This is a genomic window from Streptomyces sp. NPDC002104, assembly GCF_053593795.1.
In genome coordinates this window covers 1-17,670 of record NZ_JBSFDF010000055.1, presented here as the reverse complement: position 1 = coordinate 17,670, position 17,670 = coordinate 1, and the positions used below count along the sequence as shown (strand labels likewise).

18 protein-coding genes are annotated in these 17,670 nt (G+C 70.5%); 4 read left to right on the top strand and 14 right to left on the bottom strand.

Annotated features, from left to right (window positions below):
- Nucleotides 1-8: 8 nt before the first annotated feature.
- Genes nuoK through ACWCP2_RS32185 form a run of 11 tightly spaced genes read right to left on the bottom strand, consistent with a single transcriptional unit; the run spans nucleotide 9 to nucleotide 10,702 of the window.
- Nucleotides 9-308, bottom strand: coding sequence for an NADH-quinone oxidoreductase subunit NuoK (gene nuoK / locus ACWCP2_RS32235; protein ID WP_112449176.1), 300 nt, complete (start codon nucleotides 306-308; stop codon nucleotides 9-11).
- Nucleotides 305-1,126, bottom strand: coding sequence for an NADH-quinone oxidoreductase subunit J (locus ACWCP2_RS32230; RefSeq protein WP_450912101.1), 822 nt, complete (start codon nucleotides 1,124-1,126; stop codon nucleotides 305-307). Before ACWCP2_RS32230 ends, nuoK begins: the two co-directional genes overlap by 4 nt.
- Complete coding sequence (gene nuoI, locus ACWCP2_RS32225) at nucleotides 1,123-1,734, bottom strand: NADH-quinone oxidoreductase subunit NuoI (RefSeq protein ID WP_450912100.1); 612 nt, start codon at nucleotides 1,732-1,734, stop codon at nucleotides 1,123-1,125. Before nuoI ends, ACWCP2_RS32230 begins: the two co-directional genes overlap by 4 nt.
- The gene (gene nuoH / locus ACWCP2_RS32220) at nucleotides 1,727-3,097 is read right to left on the bottom strand and encodes an NADH-quinone oxidoreductase subunit NuoH (RefSeq protein ID WP_450912099.1); all 1,371 of its coding nucleotides are present in this window, start codon (nucleotides 3,095-3,097) and stop codon (nucleotides 1,727-1,729) included. The genes nuoI and nuoH overlap by 8 nt, the downstream gene beginning before the upstream one ends.
- Nucleotides 3,094-5,598, bottom strand: coding sequence for an NADH-quinone oxidoreductase subunit G (locus tag ACWCP2_RS32215; RefSeq protein WP_450912098.1), 2,505 nt, complete (start codon nucleotides 5,596-5,598; stop codon nucleotides 3,094-3,096). Before ACWCP2_RS32215 ends, nuoH begins: the two co-directional genes overlap by 4 nt.
- Complete coding sequence (gene nuoF, locus ACWCP2_RS32210; RefSeq protein ID WP_450912097.1) at nucleotides 5,595-6,944, bottom strand: NADH-quinone oxidoreductase subunit NuoF; 1,350 nt, start codon at nucleotides 6,942-6,944, stop codon at nucleotides 5,595-5,597. The genes ACWCP2_RS32215 and nuoF overlap by 4 nt, the downstream gene beginning before the upstream one ends.
- Nucleotides 6,944-7,699, bottom strand: coding sequence for an NADH-quinone oxidoreductase subunit NuoE (gene nuoE, locus ACWCP2_RS32205; RefSeq protein ID WP_450912096.1), 756 nt, complete (start codon nucleotides 7,697-7,699; stop codon nucleotides 6,944-6,946). The genes nuoF and nuoE overlap by 1 nt, the downstream gene beginning before the upstream one ends.
- On the bottom strand, nucleotides 7,696-9,036 hold the full coding sequence (locus ACWCP2_RS32200; protein ID WP_450912095.1) for an NADH-quinone oxidoreductase subunit D: 1,341 nt from the start codon (nucleotides 9,034-9,036) through the stop codon (nucleotides 7,696-7,698). The genes nuoE and ACWCP2_RS32200 overlap by 4 nt, the downstream gene beginning before the upstream one ends.
- Nucleotides 9,036-9,776: an NADH-quinone oxidoreductase subunit C gene (locus tag ACWCP2_RS32195; RefSeq protein ID WP_450912094.1), complete on the bottom strand. Its 741-nt coding sequence runs from the start codon at nucleotides 9,774-9,776 to the stop codon at nucleotides 9,036-9,038. The genes ACWCP2_RS32200 and ACWCP2_RS32195 overlap by 1 nt, the downstream gene beginning before the upstream one ends.
- The gene (locus ACWCP2_RS32190; RefSeq protein WP_243339941.1) at nucleotides 9,773-10,327 is read right to left on the bottom strand and encodes a NuoB/complex I 20 kDa subunit family protein; all 555 of its coding nucleotides are present in this window, start codon (nucleotides 10,325-10,327) and stop codon (nucleotides 9,773-9,775) included. The genes ACWCP2_RS32195 and ACWCP2_RS32190 overlap by 4 nt, the downstream gene beginning before the upstream one ends.
- A 15-nt stretch (nucleotides 10,328-10,342) precedes the next feature.
- Nucleotides 10,343-10,702: an NADH-quinone oxidoreductase subunit A gene (locus ACWCP2_RS32185; RefSeq protein ID WP_030010013.1), complete on the bottom strand. Its 360-nt coding sequence runs from the start codon at nucleotides 10,700-10,702 to the stop codon at nucleotides 10,343-10,345.
- A gap of 894 nt (nucleotides 10,703-11,596) precedes the next feature.
- On the opposite strand from ACWCP2_RS32185, the gene ACWCP2_RS32180 reads away from it, so the two are divergent.
- On the top strand, nucleotides 11,597-12,472 hold the full coding sequence (locus tag ACWCP2_RS32180; protein WP_450912093.1) for a C40 family peptidase: 876 nt from the start codon (nucleotides 11,597-11,599) through the stop codon (nucleotides 12,470-12,472).
- Between the two features lie 222 nt (nucleotides 12,473-12,694).
- On the opposite strand, the gene ACWCP2_RS32175 is transcribed toward ACWCP2_RS32180, so the two are convergent.
- The gene (locus tag ACWCP2_RS32175; protein WP_450912092.1) at nucleotides 12,695-13,108 is read right to left on the bottom strand and encodes a hypothetical protein; all 414 of its coding nucleotides are present in this window, start codon (nucleotides 13,106-13,108) and stop codon (nucleotides 12,695-12,697) included.
- 449 nt (nucleotides 13,109-13,557) lie between these two features.
- On the opposite strand from ACWCP2_RS32175, the gene ACWCP2_RS32170 reads away from it, so the two are divergent.
- Entirely contained in the window at nucleotides 13,558-13,884 is a 327-nt protein-coding gene (locus ACWCP2_RS32170) for a hypothetical protein (protein ID WP_450912091.1), read from the top strand.
- A gap of 80 nt (nucleotides 13,885-13,964) precedes the next feature.
- On the opposite strand, the gene ACWCP2_RS32165 is transcribed toward ACWCP2_RS32170, so the two are convergent.
- Complete coding sequence (locus tag ACWCP2_RS32165; protein WP_450912090.1) at nucleotides 13,965-14,957, bottom strand: hypothetical protein; 993 nt, start codon at nucleotides 14,955-14,957, stop codon at nucleotides 13,965-13,967.
- Nucleotides 14,958-15,145: 188 nt separating this feature from the next.
- On the opposite strand from ACWCP2_RS32165, the gene ACWCP2_RS32160 reads away from it, so the two are divergent.
- A complete protein-coding gene (locus ACWCP2_RS32160; protein ID WP_450912089.1) occupies nucleotides 15,146-15,508 on the top strand; it encodes a hypothetical protein in 363 nt (120 codons plus the stop codon).
- Here the strand turns inward: ACWCP2_RS32160 and ACWCP2_RS32155 are convergent.
- On the bottom strand, nucleotides 15,474-16,757 hold the full coding sequence (locus tag ACWCP2_RS32155) for a geranylgeranyl reductase family protein (protein WP_450912088.1): 1,284 nt from the start codon (nucleotides 16,755-16,757) through the stop codon (nucleotides 15,474-15,476). The two genes, ACWCP2_RS32160 and ACWCP2_RS32155, sit on opposite strands and share 35 nt — an antisense overlap.
- A 95-nt stretch (nucleotides 16,758-16,852) precedes the next feature.
- Between ACWCP2_RS32155 and ACWCP2_RS32150 the strand changes: the two genes are divergently transcribed.
- Nucleotides 16,853-17,383, top strand: a complete 531-nt coding sequence (locus tag ACWCP2_RS32150) for a GNAT family N-acetyltransferase (protein ID WP_450912087.1) — start codon at nucleotides 16,853-16,855, stop codon at nucleotides 17,381-17,383.
- Nucleotides 17,384-17,670: the final 287 nt, after the last annotated feature.

The window sequence follows — 17,670 nt, the reverse complement described above, 5'->3', positions numbered from 1 at the left end:
AACGCCCCTTACAGCTTCATCAGGCTGGCGTCGTCGACCGAGGCCGAGTGGCGGGTACGGAACAGCGACACGATGATCGCGAGGCCCACCACGACCTCGGCGGCGGCGACGACCATCGTGAAGAACGCGATGATCTGGCCGTCGAGGTTGCCGTGCATCCGGGAGAAGGTGACGAAGGCGAGGTTGCAGGCGTTGAGCATGAGCTCGACGCACATGAACAGCACGATCGCGTTCTTCCGGATCAGGACTCCGGCCGCCCCGATGGTGAACAGCAGCGCGGACAGGTACAGGTAGTTGACCGGGTTCACTTCGAGGCCTCCTCACGGGCGTCGCGGCCGAGCCGCTCGGACGACCGCTGCTCCAGGGCCTTCAGGTCGTCCAGGGCCTTGCCGGAGACGTCCCTGATCTGGCCGCGGGCGCGCAGCGTCTGGTTGACGGTGAGCTCGGAGGGGGTGCCGTCCGGCAGCAGGCCCGCGACGTCCACGGCGTTGTGCCGGGCGTAGACGCCGGGTGCGGGCAGCGGCGGGAGCTGGACGCCCTCGCGTACGCGGCGCTCGGCGAGCTCGCGCTGGGTGGCGGCCCGCTCGGTGCGCTCGCGGTGGGTGAGCACCATCGCGCCGACGGCCGCGGTGATCAGCAGGGCGCCGGTGATCTCGAAGGCGAACACGTACTTGGTGAAGATCAGCGTGGCCAGGCCCTCGACGTGCCCGCCGGAGTTGATCCGGCCCAGCCCGTTGAAGTGGCCCAGCCGGGCGTTGGAGAGGCCGGCGATCAGCAGGATGCCGAAGCCGAGTCCGCACAGGGCGGCCAGCCAGCGCTGTCCCTTGATGGTCTCGGTCAGCGAGTCCGCGGCGGTGACGCCGACGAGCATGACGACGAAGAGGAAGAGCATCATGATCGCGCCGGTGTAGACGACGACCTGGACGATGCCGAGGAAGTACGCCCCGTTGGCGAGGTAGAAGACCGCCAGGATGATCATCGTCCCGGCCAGGCTCAGCGCGCTGTGCACGGCCTTCTTCATGAGGATCGTGGCCAGCGCGCCGATGACGGCGACCGTGCCGAGGACCCAGAACTGGGCCGCCTCACCGGTGGAGGTGAGGGTGGCGGCCGCGGCGAGGGCGCTCATGCGCCCACCCCCTCGGAGCTGTTGTCCGCGGTCTCGCCCTTGGAGACGGCGACCTGGCGGACCGTGCCGGGAGCCGCCCCGGTCACCAGCCCGCGGTAGTAGTCGGTGTCGTCGGCGCCCGGGAAGATCGAGTGCGGTGCCTCGACCATGCCCTCGGTGAGCCCCGAGAGGAGCTGCTCCTTGGTGTAGATGAGCGCTTCGCGGCTGGAGTCGGCCAGTTCGAACTCGTTCGTCATGGTCAGCGCCCTGGTCGGGCACGCCTCGACGCACAGCCCGCACAGGATGCAGCGGGCGTAGTTGATCTGGTAGACCCGGCCGTACCGCTCACCCGGGGAGTAGCGCTCCTCCTCGGTGTTGTCCGCGCCCTCGACGTAGATCGCGTCGGCGGGACAGGCCCAGGCACACAGCTCGCACCCGATGCACTTCTCCAGACCGTCCGGGTGGCGGTTGAGCTGGTGCCGCCCGTGGAAGCGGGGTGCGGTGGTCTTTTCCTGCTCCGGGTACTGCTCGGTGAGGCGCTTCTTGAACATGGCCTTGAAGGTCACGCCGAAGCCGGCCACCGGGTTCTGCCACTTCTCGCCCTGCTCGGCATCAGAGTTGTCAGACATTCTCAGCACCCCCCTCTCGGTCACTGTCAGTATTCGCCGCGCCACTGACAATGAGCTCCCGCTCACTGCGGGGCCGCCTGCGCGGTACGGGTGCCAGGTGCTGGCCGGGCTTGGGCGGTACGGGGAATCCGCCCGCCAGGGGGTCGAAGGGTTCGGCGGCCGCGGCCTGTTCGGCGTCCGCGAGGGCCGTCTTCTCCTTCTTGTCGCGGAACAGGTCCGCGACGAAGGACAGCAGCAGGAGCGCGATGACCCCGCCGCCGACGTAGAGCACGATCTCCTGGAAGTCGTAGTTCTCGTTGCGCAGTGCCCGGACGGTGGCGACCAGCATCAGCCACACCACGGAGACCGGGATGAGCACCTTCCAGCCGAGCTTCATCAGCTGGTCGTAGCGCACGCGCGGGAGCGTGCCGCGCAGCCAGATGAAGAAGAAGAGGAGCAGCTGGACCTTGATGACGAACCAGAGCATCGGCCACCAGCCGTGGTTCGCGCCCTCCCAGTACGTGGAGATCGGCGCCGGGGCCCGCCAGCCGCCCAGGAACAGGGTGACGGAGACCGCGGAGACGGTGACCATGTTGACGTACTCGGCGAGCATGAACAGCGCGAACTTGATCGAGGAGTACTCGGTGTTGAAGCCGCCGACCAGGTCGCCCTCGGACTCCGGCATGTCGAAGGGGGCGCGGTTCGTCTCGCCGACCATCGTGATGACGTAGATGATGAAGGAGACCGGCAGCAGGATGATGTACCAGCGGTCCGCCTGGGCCTCGACGATCGCCGAGGTCGACATCGACCCGGAGTAGAGGAAGACCGAGGCGAAGGCCGCGCCCATCGCGATCTCGTAGGAGATCATCTGCGCGCAGGAGCGCAGGCCGCCGAGGAGCGGGTACGTGGAGCCGGAGGACCAGCCGGCCAGCACGATGCCGTAGATGCCGACCGAGGCCACCGCGAGGATGTAGAGCATCGCGATCGGCAGGTCGGTCAGCTGCATCGTGGTGCGCTGGCCGAAGATGGAGACCTCGTTGCCCGAGGGGCCGAAGGGGATCACCGCGATGGCCATGAAGGCCGGGATCGCCGCGATGATCGGGGCCAGGACGTAGACGACCTTGTCGGCCCGCTTGACGATCAGGTCTTCCTTCAGCATCAGCTTCACGCCGTCGGCGAGCGACTGGAGCATGCCCCAGGGGCCGTGCCGGTTGGGGCCGATGCGCAGCTGCATCCAGGCGACGACCTTGCGCTCCCACACGATGGAGAAGAGCACGGTCACCATCAGGAAGGCGAAGCAGAACACCGCCTTGACGACGACGAGCCACCAGACGTCCCTGCCGAACAGGGAGAGGTCTTCGGCGGCGATCTGAACGGTGTTCACGCGCCCACCTCCGCAGGGGAGTCGCTGGTGTCGGCGGGGGTGGCCGGGCCGATGCGGACCAGCTCCCCCGGGCGGGCTCCGGTGTCGGCGAGGACTCCGGAGCCGGTGGAGTTCATCGGGAGCCAGACCACCCGGTCGGGCATCTCGGTGACGCGCAGCGGCAGTTCCACGGAGCCGGCGGGGCCGGTCACCGCGAGGACGTCGCCGTGCTTGACGCCGGTCTCGGCGGCCGTGGCGGCCGACAGGCGGGCGCTCGCCTCGTGCCGGGTGCCGGCCAGGGCCTCGTCCCCGTCCTGGAGCAGACCCTGGTCCAGGAGGAGCCGGTGGCCCGCGAGGACCGCCTCGCCCGCGCCGGGGCGGGGCAGCAGCGCCCGGTCCCCGGGCCGTCCCTCGGCCCGCTCCCCGGCCCACGGGCCGAGCCCGTCGAGCTCCCGGCGTACGGCGTGCACGTCGGGCAGCGCGATCGGCCGGTCGGCGGCGTCGGCCAGCATGTGCAGCACGCGGGAGTCGGCGGGGGCGAGCCGGCGGGTCATCTGCTCGGGCTTGAGCGCGGCCTCGAACGGCCGGACCCTGCCCTCCCAGTTGATGAACGCGCCGGGCTTCTCGGCGACGGCCGCGACCGGGAAGACCACGTCCGCGAGGTCGGTGATCTCGCCGGGCCGCAGTTCCAGGGAGACCACGAACGCCTCCTGGAGCGCGAGCTTCGCGCGGGCCGGGTCCGGGAGGTCGGCGAGCTCGACGCCCGCGACCAGCAGGGCCGAGAGTTCCCGGGTCGCCGCGGCCTCGACGATCTGGCCGGTGTCGCGGCCGTAGCGGTGCGGCAGCTCGTCCAGGCCCCAGGCGGCCGCGACCTCGTCGCGGGCACGCGGATCGGTGGCCGGGCGGGCACCGGGCAGCAGGGACGGCAGCGCGCCCGCCTCGACGGCGGCCCGCTCTCCGGCCCGGCGCGGGATCCACACCAGGGTGGCGCCGCTCGCTGCGGCGGCCCGGACGGCCGCGGTCAGCGCGCCGGGCACGCCCGCGAGGCGCTCCCCGACCACGATGACGGCGCCGGGCAGGCGCAGTGCGTCGGCGGCGGCCTGGCCGCCGTCCTCCAGCCCGGCCTGCGAGGCCAGGGCGTTCAGCCACTCGGGCTCGGTGCCGGGGGCGGCGGCGAGCCAGGTGCCGCCCGCCTTCTCCAGGCCGCGCGTGGCGAACGGGGCGAGGGCGAAGGTCCGCTGCTTGTGCTTGCGGTGGGCCTTGCGCAGCCGCAGGAAGACCCCGGGGGCCTCCTCCTCGGCCTCGATGCCGACGAGGAGCACGGCCGGGGCCGCCTCCAGCGAGGTGTTGGTGACCCCGCTGCCGTCGAGGTCCTTGCCGGTGCCGGCGACGGTGGCGGCCAGGAACTCGGCCTCCTCGGCGCTGTGCACGCGGGCCCGGAAGTCGATGTCGTTGGTGTCGAGCACGACCCGGGCGAACTTGGCGTACGCGTAGGCGTCCTCGACGGTGAGGCGTCCGCCGGTCAGCACGCCGGCCCGGCCGCGCGCGGCGGCGAGCCCGGCCGCGGCGGCCTCCAGGGCCTCGGGCCAGCTGGCCGGGGCCAGGACCCCGTCGCTGCCGCGGACCAGCGGGGTGGTGAGCCGGTCGGGGCGCTGCGCGTAGCGGAACCCGAAGCGGCCCTTGTCGCAGATCCACTCCTCGTTGACCTCGGGGTCCTCCGCGGCCATCCGGCGCAGCACCTTGCCGCGGCGGTGGTCGGTGCGGGTCGCGCAGCCGCCCGCGCAGTGCTCGCACACGCTCGGGGAGGAGACGAGGTCGAAGGGGCGGGAGCGGAACCGGTAGGCGGCCGAGGTGAGGGCGCCGACCGGGCAGATCTGGATGGTGTTGCCGGAGAAGTACGACTCGAAGGGGTCTCCCTCTCCGGTGCCGACCTGCTGGAGCGCGCCGCGTTCCAGCAGCTCGATCATCGGGTCGCCGGCGATCTCGTTGGAGAAGCGGGTGCAGCGCGCGCACAGCACGCACCGCTCGCGGTCCAGCAGCACCTGCGTGGAGATCGGGACCGGCTTCTCGTAGGTCCGCTTCCTGCCCTCGAAACGCGATTCGGCGTTGCCGTGGGACATCGCCTGGTTCTGCAGCGGGCATTCGCCGCCCTTGTCGCAGACCGGGCAGTCCAGCGGGTGGTTGATGAGCAGCAGCTCCATCACCCCGCGCTGGGCCTTGTCGGCGACCGGGGAGGTCAGCTGGGTCTTGACGACCATGCCGTCGGTGCAGGTGATGGTGCAGGAGGCCATCGGCTTGCGCTGGCCCTCGACCTCGACGATGCACTGGCGGCAGGCGCCGGCCGGCGAGAGGAGGGGGTGGTCGCAGAACCGGGGGATCTCGATGCCGAGCTGTTCGGCGGCCCGGATGACCAGGGTTCCCTTGGGCACCGACAGCTCGATGCCGTCGATGGTCAGGGAGATGTGGTCCTCCGGGACCGCGGCCTCTCCGCCGCCGGAGGCTGCCGTAGTGGTCACGGTCATGCGGTCACCTCCGTGTCGGCCCAGAGGGTCGACTTCTTGGGGTCGAAGGGGCAGCCCTTGCCCGTGATGTGCTGCTCGTACTCCGCGCGGAAGTACTTGAGCGAGGAGAAGATGGGGCTGGCGGCGCCGTCGCCGAGCGCGCAGAACGACTTGCCGTTGATGTTGTCGGCGATGTCGTTCAGCTTGTCCAGGTCCGACATGACGCCCTTGCCCGCCTCGATGTCGCGGAGCAACTGGACCAGCCAGTACGTGCCTTCGCGGCAGGGCGTGCACTTGCCGCAGGACTCGTGGGCGTAGAACTCGGTCCAGCGGGTCACCGCCCGCACCACGCAGGTCGTCTCGTCGAAGCACTGCAGGGCCTTGGTGCCGAGCATGGAGCCGGCCGCGCCGACGCCCTCGTAGTCGAGGGGGACGTCGAGGTGCTCGTCGGTGAACATCGGGGTGGAGGAGCCGCCCGGGGTCCAGAACTTCAGCCGGTGCCCGGGGCGCATGCCGCCGCTCATGTCGAGGAGCTGGCGCAGGGTGATCCCGAGCGGGGCCTCGTACTGGCCGGGGCCGACGACGTGCCCGGAGAGCGAGTACAGGGTGAAGCCGGGGGACTTCTCGGTCCCCATCGACTTGAACCAGTCCTTGCCCCTGTTCAGGATCGCGGGAACCGAGGCGATGGACTCCACGTTGTTCACGACAGTGGGGCAGGCGTAGAGCCCCTCGACCGCGGGGAAGGGCGGACGCAGCCGGGGCTGGCCGCGGCGGCCTTCGAGGGAGTCCAGGAGGGCGGTTTCCTCGCCGCAGATGTAGGCGCCCGCGCCCGCGTGCACGGTGATGTCCAGCTTCAGCCCGCTCCCGAGGATGTTCTCCCCGAGGTAGCCGGCCTCGTACGCCTCGCGGACCGCCTCGTGCAGGCGGCGCAGCACCGGCACGGTCTCGCCGCGCAGGTAGATGAAGGCGTGCTCCGAGCGGATCGCGTAGCAGGCGATGATCATTCCCTCGATGAGGGAGTGCGGGTTGGCGAAGAGGAGCGGGATGTCCTTGCAGGTGCCCGGCTCCGACTCGTCCGCGTTGACCACGAGGTAGTGCGGCTTGCCGTCGCCCTGCGGGATGAACTGCCACTTCATGCCGGTGGGGAAGCCGGCCCCGCCGCGTCCGCGCAGGCCCGAGTCCTTCACGTAGGCGATGAGGTCGTCGGGGGTCATGGCGAGCGCCTTGCGCAGGCCCTCGTACCCCTCGTGGCGCCGGTAGGTCTCCAGCGTCCACGACTGCGGCTCGTCCCAGAACGCCGACAGGACGGGCGCGAGGAGCTTCTCCGGACTCGTGCCGTTCTTGCTCAGTTCGGTGGACACGCTCATCACTCCCCTCCCTCGATGGTGGCCTCGCCGCGCGGGTGCACGACCGGGGCGTGCGGGGCTTCGCCGCGCGCGATGCGCAGGCCGATCAGGGACGCGGGGCCGGCGCCGCCGCTCGCCTCGACCGCGCCCTCGCGCTCGTCGGGGAAGCCCGCCAGGATCCGGGCGGTCTCCTTGTACGTGCACAGCGGCGCGCCCCGGGTCGGCTCCACGGGGCGGCCGGCCAGCAGGTCGTCGACCATGGCCTTGGCGGACTCGGGGGTCTGGTTGTCGAAGAACTCCCAGTTGACCATCACCACGGGGGCGTAGTCGCAGGCCGCGTTGCACTCGATGTGTTCGAGGGTGACCTTGCCGTCGGGGGTGGTCTCGTTGTTGCCGACCCCGAGGTGTTCCTTGAGCTCGTCGAAGATGGCGTCGCCGCCCATGACCGCGCACAGGGTGTTCGTACAGACGCCGACCTGGTAGTCCCCGGAGGGCTTGCGGCGGTACATCGTGTAGAAGGTCGCCACCGCCGTGACCTCGGCGGTGGTCAGGCCCAGCACCTCGGCGCAGAACCGGATGCCGGTGCGCGAGACGTAGCCCTCCTCGGACTGCGTCAGGTGCAGCAGCGGGAGCAGCGCGGAGCGGCTGTCGGGGTAGCGGGCGATGACCTCCTTCGCGTCCGCTTCGAGCCGGGCGCGCACGTCCGCCGCGAAGTCGGGTGCCGGAAGCTGGGGCATGCCCAGGCTCACCCCTGGTACGGGCTGATTGGCCGTCATCGGTCGACGCCTCCCATCACGGGGTCGATGGAGGCGACGGCCACGATGACGTCGGCGACCTGGCCGCCCTCGCACATCGCGGCCATGGCCTGCAGGTTGGTGAAGGACGGGTCGCGGAAGTGGACCCGGTAGGGGCGGGTGCCGCCGTCGGAGACGACGTGCACGCCGAGTTCGCCCTTGGGCGACTCCACGGCGGCGTAGGCCTGTCCGGCCGGTACCCGGAAGCCCTCGGTCACCAGCTTGAAGTGGTGGATGAGGGACTCCATCGAGGTGCCCATGATCTGCTTGATGTGGTCGAGCGAGTTGCCGAGGCCGTCGGGGCCCATGGCGAGCTGCGCCGGCCAGGCGATCTTCTTGTCGGCGACCATGACCGGGCCCGGCTCCAGCCGGTCCAGGCACTGCTCGACGATCCGCAGGGACTGGCGCATCTCCTCCAGGCGGATCAGGAACCGCCCGTAGGAGTCGCAGGACTCGGTGGTCGGCACGTCGAACTCGTAGTTCTCGTAGCCGCAGTACGGGTCCGTCTTGCGCAGGTCGTGCGGGAGGCCGGCCGAGCGCAGGACCGGGCCGGTGGCGCCGAGCGCCATGCAGCCGGTGAGGTCGAGGTAGCCGACGTCCTGCATGCGGGCCTTGAAGATGGGGTTGCCGGTGGCGAGGCTGTCGTACTCCGGCAGGTTCTTCTTCATGGTCTTCACGAACTCGCGGAGCTGGTCCACGGCGCCCGGGGGCAGGTCCTGGGCGAGACCGCCGGGGCGGATGAACGCGTGGTTCATGCGCAGTCCGGTGATCAGCTCGAACACGTCGAGGATCAGCTCGCGGTCGCGGAACCCGTAGATCATGATCGTGGTCGCGCCCAGCTCCATGCCGCCGGTGGCGATGCACACCAGGTGGGAGGAGAGCCGGTTGAGCTCCATCAGCAGGACGCGGATGACGGAGGCGCGGTCCGGGATCTGATCGGTGATGCCGAGCAGCTTCTCGACGCCCAGGCAGTACGCCGTCTCGTTGAAGAACGGCGTCAGGTAGTCCATGCGCGTGACGAAGGTGGTGCCCTGCGTCCAGTTCCGGTATTCGAGGTTCTTCTCGATGCCGGTGTGGAGGTAGCCGATGCCGCAGCGGGCCTCGGTGACCGTCTCGCCGTCGATCTCCAGGATCAGGCGCAGCACTCCGTGGGTGGACGGGTGCTGCGGGCCCATGTTGACGACGATCCGCTCGTCGTCCGCGCGGGCCGCCGACTGGACGATCTCGTCCCAGTCACCGCCGGTGACGGTGTAGACGGTGCCCTCGGTCGTTTCGCGCGCCGAGGCGTGGTCGGCGGAGGCGTGGTTAGAGGTGCTCATCAGCTGTACGACCTCCGCTGGTCGGGAGCCGGGATCTGGGCGCCCTTGTACTCGACGGCGATGCCGCCGAGCGGGTAGTCCTTGCGCTGCGGGAAGCCCTGCCAGTCGTCCGGCATCATGATCCGGGTGAGGGCCGGGTGCCCGTCGAAGATCAGGCCGAAGAAGTCGTACGTCTCGCGCTCGTGCCAGTCGTTGGTCGGGTAGACCGAGACGATCGAGGGCACGTGCGGGTCGGCGTCCGGGGCGGTCACCTCCAGCCGCAGGATCCGGCCGTGGGTGAGCGAGCGCAGGTGGTAGACGGCGTGCAGCTCGCGGCCCTTGTCGTCGGGGAAGTGCACCCCGCTCACTCCGGTGCAGAGCTCGAAGCGCAGGGCCGGGTCGTCGCGCAGCGTCTTCGCGACGAGGTGCAGGTGCTCGCGCGCGATGTGGAGGGTCAGCTCCGACCGGTCGACGACGACCTTCTCGATCGCGTTCTCCGGGACGAGGTCCTGCTCCTCCAGCGCTCCTTCGAGCTCGTCGACGACCTCGTCGAAGTACGAGCCGTACGGGCGGGCGCTCGCGCCGGGCAGGGCCACGGTGCGCACGAGGCCGCCGTAGCCGCTGGTGTCGCCGCCGCTGCTCGCGCCGAACATGCCCTTGCGGACGCCGATCACCTCGGGACCGGCCGCTCCGCGGGGCGCGGGCACGTTGTCGCCGTCGCCGGCATGGGGGCCGCTGTGCACGGCCGGGTCCTCGCTCACCGCAGGAGCCCCTTCATCTCAATGGTGGGGAGCGCCTTGAGGGCCGCCTCCTCCGCCTCGCGGGCCGCCTCTTCCCGGTTCACGCCGAGCTTGCCGCCCTGGATCTTCTGGTGGAGCTTGAGGATCGCGTCGAGCAGCATCTCGGGGCGGGGCGGGCAGCCGGGCAGGTAGATGTCCACGGGCACGATGTGGTCGACGCCCTGGACGATCGCGTAGTTGTTGAACATTCCGCCCGAAGACGCACAAACACCCATGGAGATGACCCACTTGGGAGCGGGCATCTGGTCGTACACCTGCCGCAGCACCGGCGCCATCTTCTGGCTGACCCGGCCGGCCACGATCATCAGGTCGGCCTGGCGCGGGGATCCGCGGAAGACCTCCATGCCGAAGCGGGCCAGGTCGTACCGGCCCGCTCCGGTGGTCATCATCTCGATGGCGCAGCAGGCCAGGCCGAAGGTGGCCGGGAAGACGGACGCCTTGCGCACCCACCCCGCGGCCTGTTCGACGGTGGTCAGCAGAAAGCCGCTCGGCAGCTTCTCTTCCAGTCCCATGGAAAATTCAGCCCCTCAGTCCCATTCCAGGCCGCCGCGGCGCCATACGTAGGCGTAGGCGACGAAGACGGTGAGCACGAAGAGGAGCATCTCGACGAGCCCGAAGATCCCCAGCGAGTCGAAGGTGACCGCCCAGGGGTAGAGGAAGACAACCTCGATGTCGAAGACGATGAAGAGCATCGCCGTCAGGTAGTACTTGATGGGGAAGCGGCCGCCGCCGGCGGGCATGGGAGTGGGCTCGATGCCGCACTCGTACGCTTCAAGTTTTGCCCGGTTGTACCGTTTTGGACCGATCAGCGTGGCCATGACCACGGAGAAGATCGCAAACCCTGCGCCGAGGGCGCCGAGCACGAGGATGGGCGCGTACGCATTCACGCTCCTCGCTCCTTCCAGTCGTCCTTGACCGTTGGACCGCTGCCGGCGCCACGCGCCCCGCCTCGCATGTGAGGCAGTTCACAAGCCGGACTGGTGCGCATCTTATGCCCGCCCATCTGTGATCTGCGACACGGGTTACAACAACGAGTTTGTGATCTCCACCACCTGACGAACGATCATGAAGCCCAATGAGTGGTGATCTTCATACGTGAAGCATCCACATGATCACCAAAGGTGACATCCGCACCCGTCGTTGCAGGTGGAAGGCCCGCCGCACTATCAAACCGTGGCCTCTGCATGCAAATTGGCGAGGGCGGGCGCGTGATGATAAAGGGATCGGCGTCGCCCGGTCGGGGGACCTCGTGAGGACGGGAGTGGACGCGTGCATGCGTTCACTAACTCGGGGCAGAGGGGACCCGGAGGGCAGCACGAGGGCAGCACGAGGGCAGCACGAGGGCAGCACGAGAGTGGCTCGCGAGGCGGCGAGAGGGTGGCGGGAGATCGGCCGGCGGCCCCCGCGAGGGCGCCCCGGGGCGGACCGCGGCGCGGCCCCGGCCCGGCCCCGGCCCGGCCCCGACCCGGCGGTGCGTTCACGGTTCGGTCACAGGAGGGGCACAGCGTCCGCATGGCGTGACACTCCTGTGACCTGCGCCACTCGGAATTCGGGGCGCCGAAACGGGGCTTGGCCATCTGTGCGGGTGGATGGTAGGCCCGGGATCAATTCGGACTTATTGCGGAAACCCCATGATCACAGCCCTGCGAGCGGCTGTCCGATTCGCCCGTTACGGCGTCAATAAGAGGTACGACGCGCCCGGTTAGCCCGCTTCGCGCACAACTGTGGCGCAGACCACGTTTCTTGAACGCAACCGGCGTGCCCTGATAGCGGTTGTACCCATGTCCCTCACCGCTCACATACCCAGCCACCGGAAGCCCCGCCGCAGCGCCTCGAAGCTCGCGGTCCGCGCCGGAGTTGCCGGTGGCGTCCTCAGCACCCTGGCCATGGCCGGCACGGCGAGCGCCACCCCCTCCGCCGAGCCCGCGCACGAGACCACTCTCGAAATGCCGGTCCTCAACCTGGACCTGAGCGCCGAGGTGTCCTCGTCCGTGGCCAAGGCCGCGGAGAACACCCGCGCCCTCGCCGTCGACGGCGAGCTCAACGCCCTGGAGGAGACCGCCCGCACGGGCGCCGCCGCCGAGGCGAAGAAGCTGAAGGCCGACGCCCAGCAGAAGGCCGACGCGGAGGCGAAGGCGAAGGCCAAGGCCGAGGCGGACCGCAAGGCCGAGGCCGAGCGCGCCAGCCGCAGCACCGCCCGCACCTCGCTCCAGAGCAACTCCGGTTCCTCCTCGTCCTCCTCGTCGAGCGGCTCCTCCACGGGCTCCTCGCAGGGCAAGGGCACCGTCACGGCCCCCGCGACCGGCTCCGCCGCCGCCATCGTCAACTTCGCCCGCGCGCAGGTCGGCAAGGCGTACGTCATGGGCGGCACCGGCCCGTCCTCCTTCGACTGCTCGGGCCTCGTCCAGGCCGCGTACCGCCAGGCGGGCATCAGCCTGCCGCGCATGTCGCAGGCGCAGTCCTCGGCCGGCACCTCGGTCTCCCTGAGCGCCCTCGAACCGGGCGACATCCTGTACTGGGGCTCCAAGGGCAGCGCGTACCACGTCGCCGTCTACGTCGGCGGCGGCAAGTTCGTCGGCGCGCAGAACCCCAGCACCGGCATCGTCGAGCGCTCCCTGAGCTACGACAAGCCGACGGGCGCCGTCCGCGTCCTCTGACGCATCGCCACACTCTCCCCGCAGTCCCGGGCCGCTCCCGGTGACGCGCGAAAGGCCGGTACTCCCCCGCTCGGGGGTGGAGTACCGGCCTTTCGGCGTCCCGGGAGTCCTCCGGGGGCGCCCGCAGGCTCCGGGAGGTCCCGGAGCCTCGGAGGGGGTGCGGGCCGCCGTACGGGCGGTGCGGGGAGCCGTGGAGGCGGAGCCGCGCCGCGCCGCGAGCCCTCAGTCGAGGAACGTGGCCGAGGTGATCTTGTTCTTGAAGTTCACGCTGGCGTTGCCCGTGTAGCCCGGCGGGAGGGAACCGATCAGACCGGTGAGGTTCACCTCGGTGGCGACCTTCCAGGTGTAGGTGTCCCGGTTCCGGTAGGACGCGGTGTCGTCGTTCGTCACCCGGTTGCGGCCTTCGCAGTTCTCCGGCCCGACGAAGAGGTTGTTGTAGAAGTTCCAGTCCGAGGACATCAGGTCGAAGACACAGCCGCCCTGGTTCGAGTTGTAGTAAAGCCCGAACTCGCTGGTTTCCAGATAGCCGTTCCGCTCCGTGTTGGCGGCGGCCGGAGCGGCCGAAGCCAGGAGAACGGCGCCGACGGATACCGCGGCCGCGCAGCCGGCGGCAATTTTGTTAAGGGCCTTGCTCATGGGTGATTTCTCCATCTTCAGGGAATTGATTCCGGCCGGGATTAAACCTTCCAGGGCACCGCGGGGCAAGGGGCTTCTCGGCTCTTCAGACCACAACCAGCGTGGCGAGTAACGGACTTGTCCGCTTTGCGGCCGCCCGATTACGCTCTCCCGCGGCCTTCCGCCCCTCTCTGGCACCCACGCGTGGCATCAACGCGTGAAACCGGCTCGTCGCACCAACTCATCGCATCGACTCATCGCACCAACGCGCCCTTCCACTCCGCCGACCGCAAGGGAAACGCCTCGTGCGTGTACGCGAAATATCCTCGTCACTCCTTTTGTGCCTCGTACTGACCGGATGCGGAGGCGGGGAATCCCCGGGGAACTCCGGAGCGGGAAATTCCGGCCGTACGGCCGGGCCCACCGCCAGCCCCTCGATCGCGGTGGCGGACGTGCCGTTCTACACGTGCATGAAGCAGCACGGAATGACCGTCTCCTACGGGGACGACGGGGCCCCGCACTTCGTGGAGAAGGACAGCCCGCAGTACCCCCCGGCGCAGCAGGCCTGCCTGCCGCTGCTCCCGGCCCCCTCCCCCGTCCAGGCGAGCGCGCAGGACCTCGCCGCCGCCCGCAAGTCCTCGGAGTGCATGCGGTCCAAGGGCATCTCCTGGTACCCGGACCCCGATCCGGTCACCGGCGAGGTGCAGCAGAAGGACGGCGGCACCTCCGAGCAGTGGCAGGAACTCAAGCGGGACCACCGCGACGCGTACCGGGCCTGCATGCCCCGGCCCTCCTGACCGGAGCGCCGGGCGCGCGGCACGCGGCACGCGCCGCGCGGTGAGCGGCGCACGTCGCACGTCGCACGGACCCGCGCGGCTCAGACCATCCCCGCCGCCAGCTTGTACCGGGCCTCGCGCTGCTTCTTGTAGAGCGCGAGGGTCTCGGCCTGCTCCTCCACCAGCCGCTTCTGGTAGGCCGTCTCCACCGCCGCCCAGATGCCCACGAGGTTCACCTCGCGCTTGCAGGCGACGTCGGCCTTGGCCGCGGTGACGGCCTTGGGGCCGCCCGGATCGGCCTCCAGGCCGAGCTTCTGGACCACCTCGTAGGGGTCCTTCAGGCCGGTGTACCCCGACTTCTCCATGCACGCGGACCAGTTCTTCAGCACCGCGGTCACCCGCGAGTCCCCCTTGGAGCGTTCGTGCGCCTCCGAGGCCAGGCCGAAGGGGAACAGCAGGTCCACGCTGTCCTTCGTCGGCGCGTACAGCTTGCGGTACGCCTCCCGGATGCAGCCGCCGGCCGGTACCTTCTGGCCCCCGACGTCGATGCCGCTGTCCACCGTGGCGGCCTCTTCCTCGCTCGCCGCGTCCGGGGGCTGCGCGGCGCCCTGCTGCCCGCCCGGCCGTTCGCCGTGCATGACCAGGGTGGCGCTCTCGCTCAGCGGCGCGGCCGCCGGCTTGACCGGCCGCCCCCTGCCCGCGGTCGCGTCGTAGCCGTGGGCCGCCGCGAACTGCGCGTCGGCCGCGCCGAAGAGCGCCCGGTGGCGTCCCTCGGGGCCCTGGGCGCCGGCCGGATCGGAGGGCCTGACCTCCTCGTACGGGAACCCGTACCGGGCCATGCACCGGGAGAGCAGCCGCTGCTGCACCTGCCCCATGCGGACGGTCTCGGCGTCGGTGTCCGTGTACGCGTCCAGGGGCAGCACGATCGAGGCGGTGGCCGGGGCGACGGCCACCTCACCGAGTTCCGGCTCTCCGTGCGCACTGCCTCCGTCCGCGTCCGAGCAGCCGGCCAGGACCAGTGCCAGCAGGACGGCGGCGGCCGGGAGGGCGGGGCGGCGGAGCGGACGGGAGGGTGTGGCGGAAGACGTGTTCACTCTCGGAAATTGAACAGCCAGGGGTTACCGGGGACAAGGCCCTTCTCGCCTGCTGGTCAGCCAATCTTCTTGCCTGGAAACCAACTTGCCCGCCGTCCCGGCTGGCGGTCGCCCCGTGCCGAACGAGCCGGATCCTGCCAAGATGGCCGGGGCGAGCGCGCCCGAGTCGCCCCAGGAAGTGGTGATCCGTGACGACCATTCCGTCCGACGAACCCCCCGTTACCGGTCCCGGTTTCGGTCCCGGTTCCGATCCCGACGCCGTCCCGGCCGCCGCCGGGCTCGGCATGCTGTCCCTCGGCGGCTGGCTGCTGACCACCACCCGCCCCTGGCAGAAGCCCGGCTCCCCGCTCGCGCTCACCCTGGAGTGGACGGCCTCCGGCACCCTGATGCTCTGCGGCCTGGTCCTGCTGGCCCGCTGCGTCCGCCACGTCCACGGCACCGCCGGCCCCGCGCGAAAGGCCCCGGACGACGGTCCGTACGGGGCCCCGCGGATCAGGGCCGTGGCCAAGGCCAGGGTCAGGCCTTGGGGGCGACCTTCGAAAGGCCGTTGATGACGCGGTCCATCGCGTCGCCGCCCGTCGGGTCGGTCAGGTTGGCCAGCATCTTCAGGGTGAACTTCATCAGCACCGGGTGGCTCAGGCCGCGCTGGGCGGCGACCTTCATGATCTTCGGGTTGCCGATGAGCTTCACGAAGGCGCGGCCCAGGGTGTAGTAGCCGCCGTAGGTCTCCTTCAGGACCTTCGGGTAGCTGTGCAGGGTCAGTTCGCGCAGGGCGGGCGTCGCCCGGGAGTGGGCCTGCACGATGACGTCGGCGGCGATCTGGCCCGACTCCATCGCGTAGGCGATGCCCTCGCCGTTGAACGGGTTGACGAGCCCGCCCGCGTCACCGACGAGCAGCAGCCCCTTGGTGTAGTGCGGCTGGCGGTTGAAGGCCATCGGCAGGGCCGCGCCCCGGATGGGCTGCGTCATGTTCTCGGGGGTGTAGCCCCAGTCCTCCGGCATCGAGGCGCACCACGCCTTGAGGACCTCGCGCCAGTCCAGCTCCTTGAAGGCGGAGGAGGAGTTGAGGATGCCGAGGCCGACGTTGGAGGTGCCGTCGCCCATGCCGAAGATCCAGCCGTAGCCGGGCAGCAGCCGGTCCTCGGCACCGCGCCGGTCCCACAGCTCCAGCCAGGACTCCAGGTAGTCGTCGTCGTGGCGGGGAGAGGTGAAGTACGTGCGTACGGCCACGCCCATCGGGCGGTCCTCGCGGCGGTGCAGGCCCATCGCCAGCGAGAGGCGCGAGGAGTTGCCGTCGGCGGCGACGACGAGGGGGGCGTGGAACGTGACCGGGGTCTTCTCCTCGCCCAGCTTCGCCGTCACGCCCGTGATGTGGCCGGTACGGGGATCGCGTACGGGCTCGCCCACGTTGCAGCGCTCGTACAGCCGGGCCCCGGCCTTCTGCGCCTGCCGGGCCAGCGTCTCGTCGAAGTCGTCGCGCTTGCGGACGAGTCCGTAGTCGGGGAAGGAGGCCAGCTCGGGCCAGTCCAGCTGGAGCCGCTGGCCGCCGCCGATGATGCGCAGGCCCTTGTTGCGCAGCCAGCCGGCCTCTTCCGAGACGTCGATGCCCATCGACACGAGCTGCTTCGTGGCGCGCGGCGTCAGGCCGTCGCCGCAGACCTTCTCGCGCGGGAACGCGGTCTTCTCCAGGAGCAGGACGTCGAGTCCGGCCTTGGCCAGGTAATAAGCAGTGGTCGAGCCGGCGGGCCCGGCCCCGACGACGATCACGTCCGCGGAGTGCTCGGAGAGGGGCTCGGTCACGGCGGGTCTCCCGAAGGCTCGATAAAGGGTGCCCATTGGCACAAGACCTGTGCAGTCTATGCAGCGAGAGAGATCGCGATCCGAAGGGCTGCCCTGTGACCACCTCGCCGACCCGGCCGCTCCCCGCCGTCCAGCTCCGTGTGCCCACGGACGAGGACGCGCACGCCTGGCACCGGGTCTTCCACGACCCCGACGTCATGGAGTTCCTCGGCGGCCCCGCCGAGCTGTCCTTCTACGAGGAAATCACCGCCCGGCAACGGATGCACGACGCCCGCCTCGGCTTCTGCCTGTGGACCCTGCTCGACGCGGACGGGGAGGTCCTCGGCTTCACCGGGGCGCAGCCGTGGCCGGAGTCCAAGGGGTGGGGGCCGGTCGGGGAGATCGAGATCGGGTGGCGGCTGGGGCGGGCCGCTTGGGGGCGGGGCTATGCGTATGCCGCTGCGCTGGCGACGTTGGAGCGGGTGCGGGGGGCTGGGGTGCGGGATGTGGTGGCGATGATCGACGATGCGAATGTTCGCTCGATCGCGGTGGCGGAGCGGCTGAACATGACCCTGGCGGCCCGCCACCCCATCCCGGGCACGCCCCGCACCGCCCGCCGCTACACCCTCCCCCTCCAGCCGGCCTGACCCCCGCTGCGCGGGGCGGCTCCCGGCACGTGCCGCGGGTGCACCGCTGCGCGGGAAGTACCCCGCTGCGCCCCTTGCCGCTGCGCGGGGCCCGCCCCCACCCGCAGCCCGGGCTGCTGGTGTGCCGCTGCGCGGGGCGGAGTCCCCTACCCGCAGCCCGGGCTGCGGGTGCGCCGCTGCGCGGGGCGGAGTTCCCCTACCCGCCCTTCCACCGTTCCCCGGGCGCTGCCCGGACCCCGGTCCTCAAACGCCGGACGGGCTGGGGAGGGGTCCCGGGCGGGGCGGAC

Coding starts and splice junctions, on each gene's coding strand:
- ACWCP2_RS32230 (WP_450912101.1), bottom strand. CDS start 1,126: ATGAGCGCCCTCGCCGCGGCCGCCACCCTCACCTCCACCGGTGAGGCG.
- ACWCP2_RS32190 (WP_243339941.1), bottom strand. CDS start 10,327: ATGGGACTGGAAGAGAAGCTGCCGAGCGGCTTTCTGCTGACCACCGTC.
- nuoF (WP_450912097.1), bottom strand. CDS start 6,944: ATGAGCGTGTCCACCGAACTGAGCAAGAACGGCACGAGTCCGGAGAAG.
- ACWCP2_RS32215 (WP_450912098.1), bottom strand. CDS start 5,598: ATGACCGTGACCACTACGGCAGCCTCCGGCGGCGGAGAGGCCGCGGTC.
- nuoI (WP_450912100.1), bottom strand. CDS start 1,734: ATGTCTGACAACTCTGATGCCGAGCAGGGCGAGAAGTGGCAGAACCCG.
- nuoE (WP_450912096.1), bottom strand. CDS start 7,699: ATGACGGCCAATCAGCCCGTACCAGGGGTGAGCCTGGGCATGCCCCAG.
- ACWCP2_RS32200 (WP_450912095.1), bottom strand. CDS start 9,036: ATGAGCACCTCTAACCACGCCTCCGCCGACCACGCCTCGGCGCGCGAA.
- ACWCP2_RS32180 (WP_450912093.1), top strand. CDS start 11,597: ATGTCCCTCACCGCTCACATACCCAGCCACCGGAAGCCCCGCCGCAGC.
- ACWCP2_RS32175 (WP_450912092.1), bottom strand. CDS start 13,108: ATGAGCAAGGCCCTTAACAAAATTGCCGCCGGCTGCGCGGCCGCGGTA.
- ACWCP2_RS32170 (WP_450912091.1), top strand. CDS start 13,558: ATGAAGCAGCACGGAATGACCGTCTCCTACGGGGACGACGGGGCCCCG.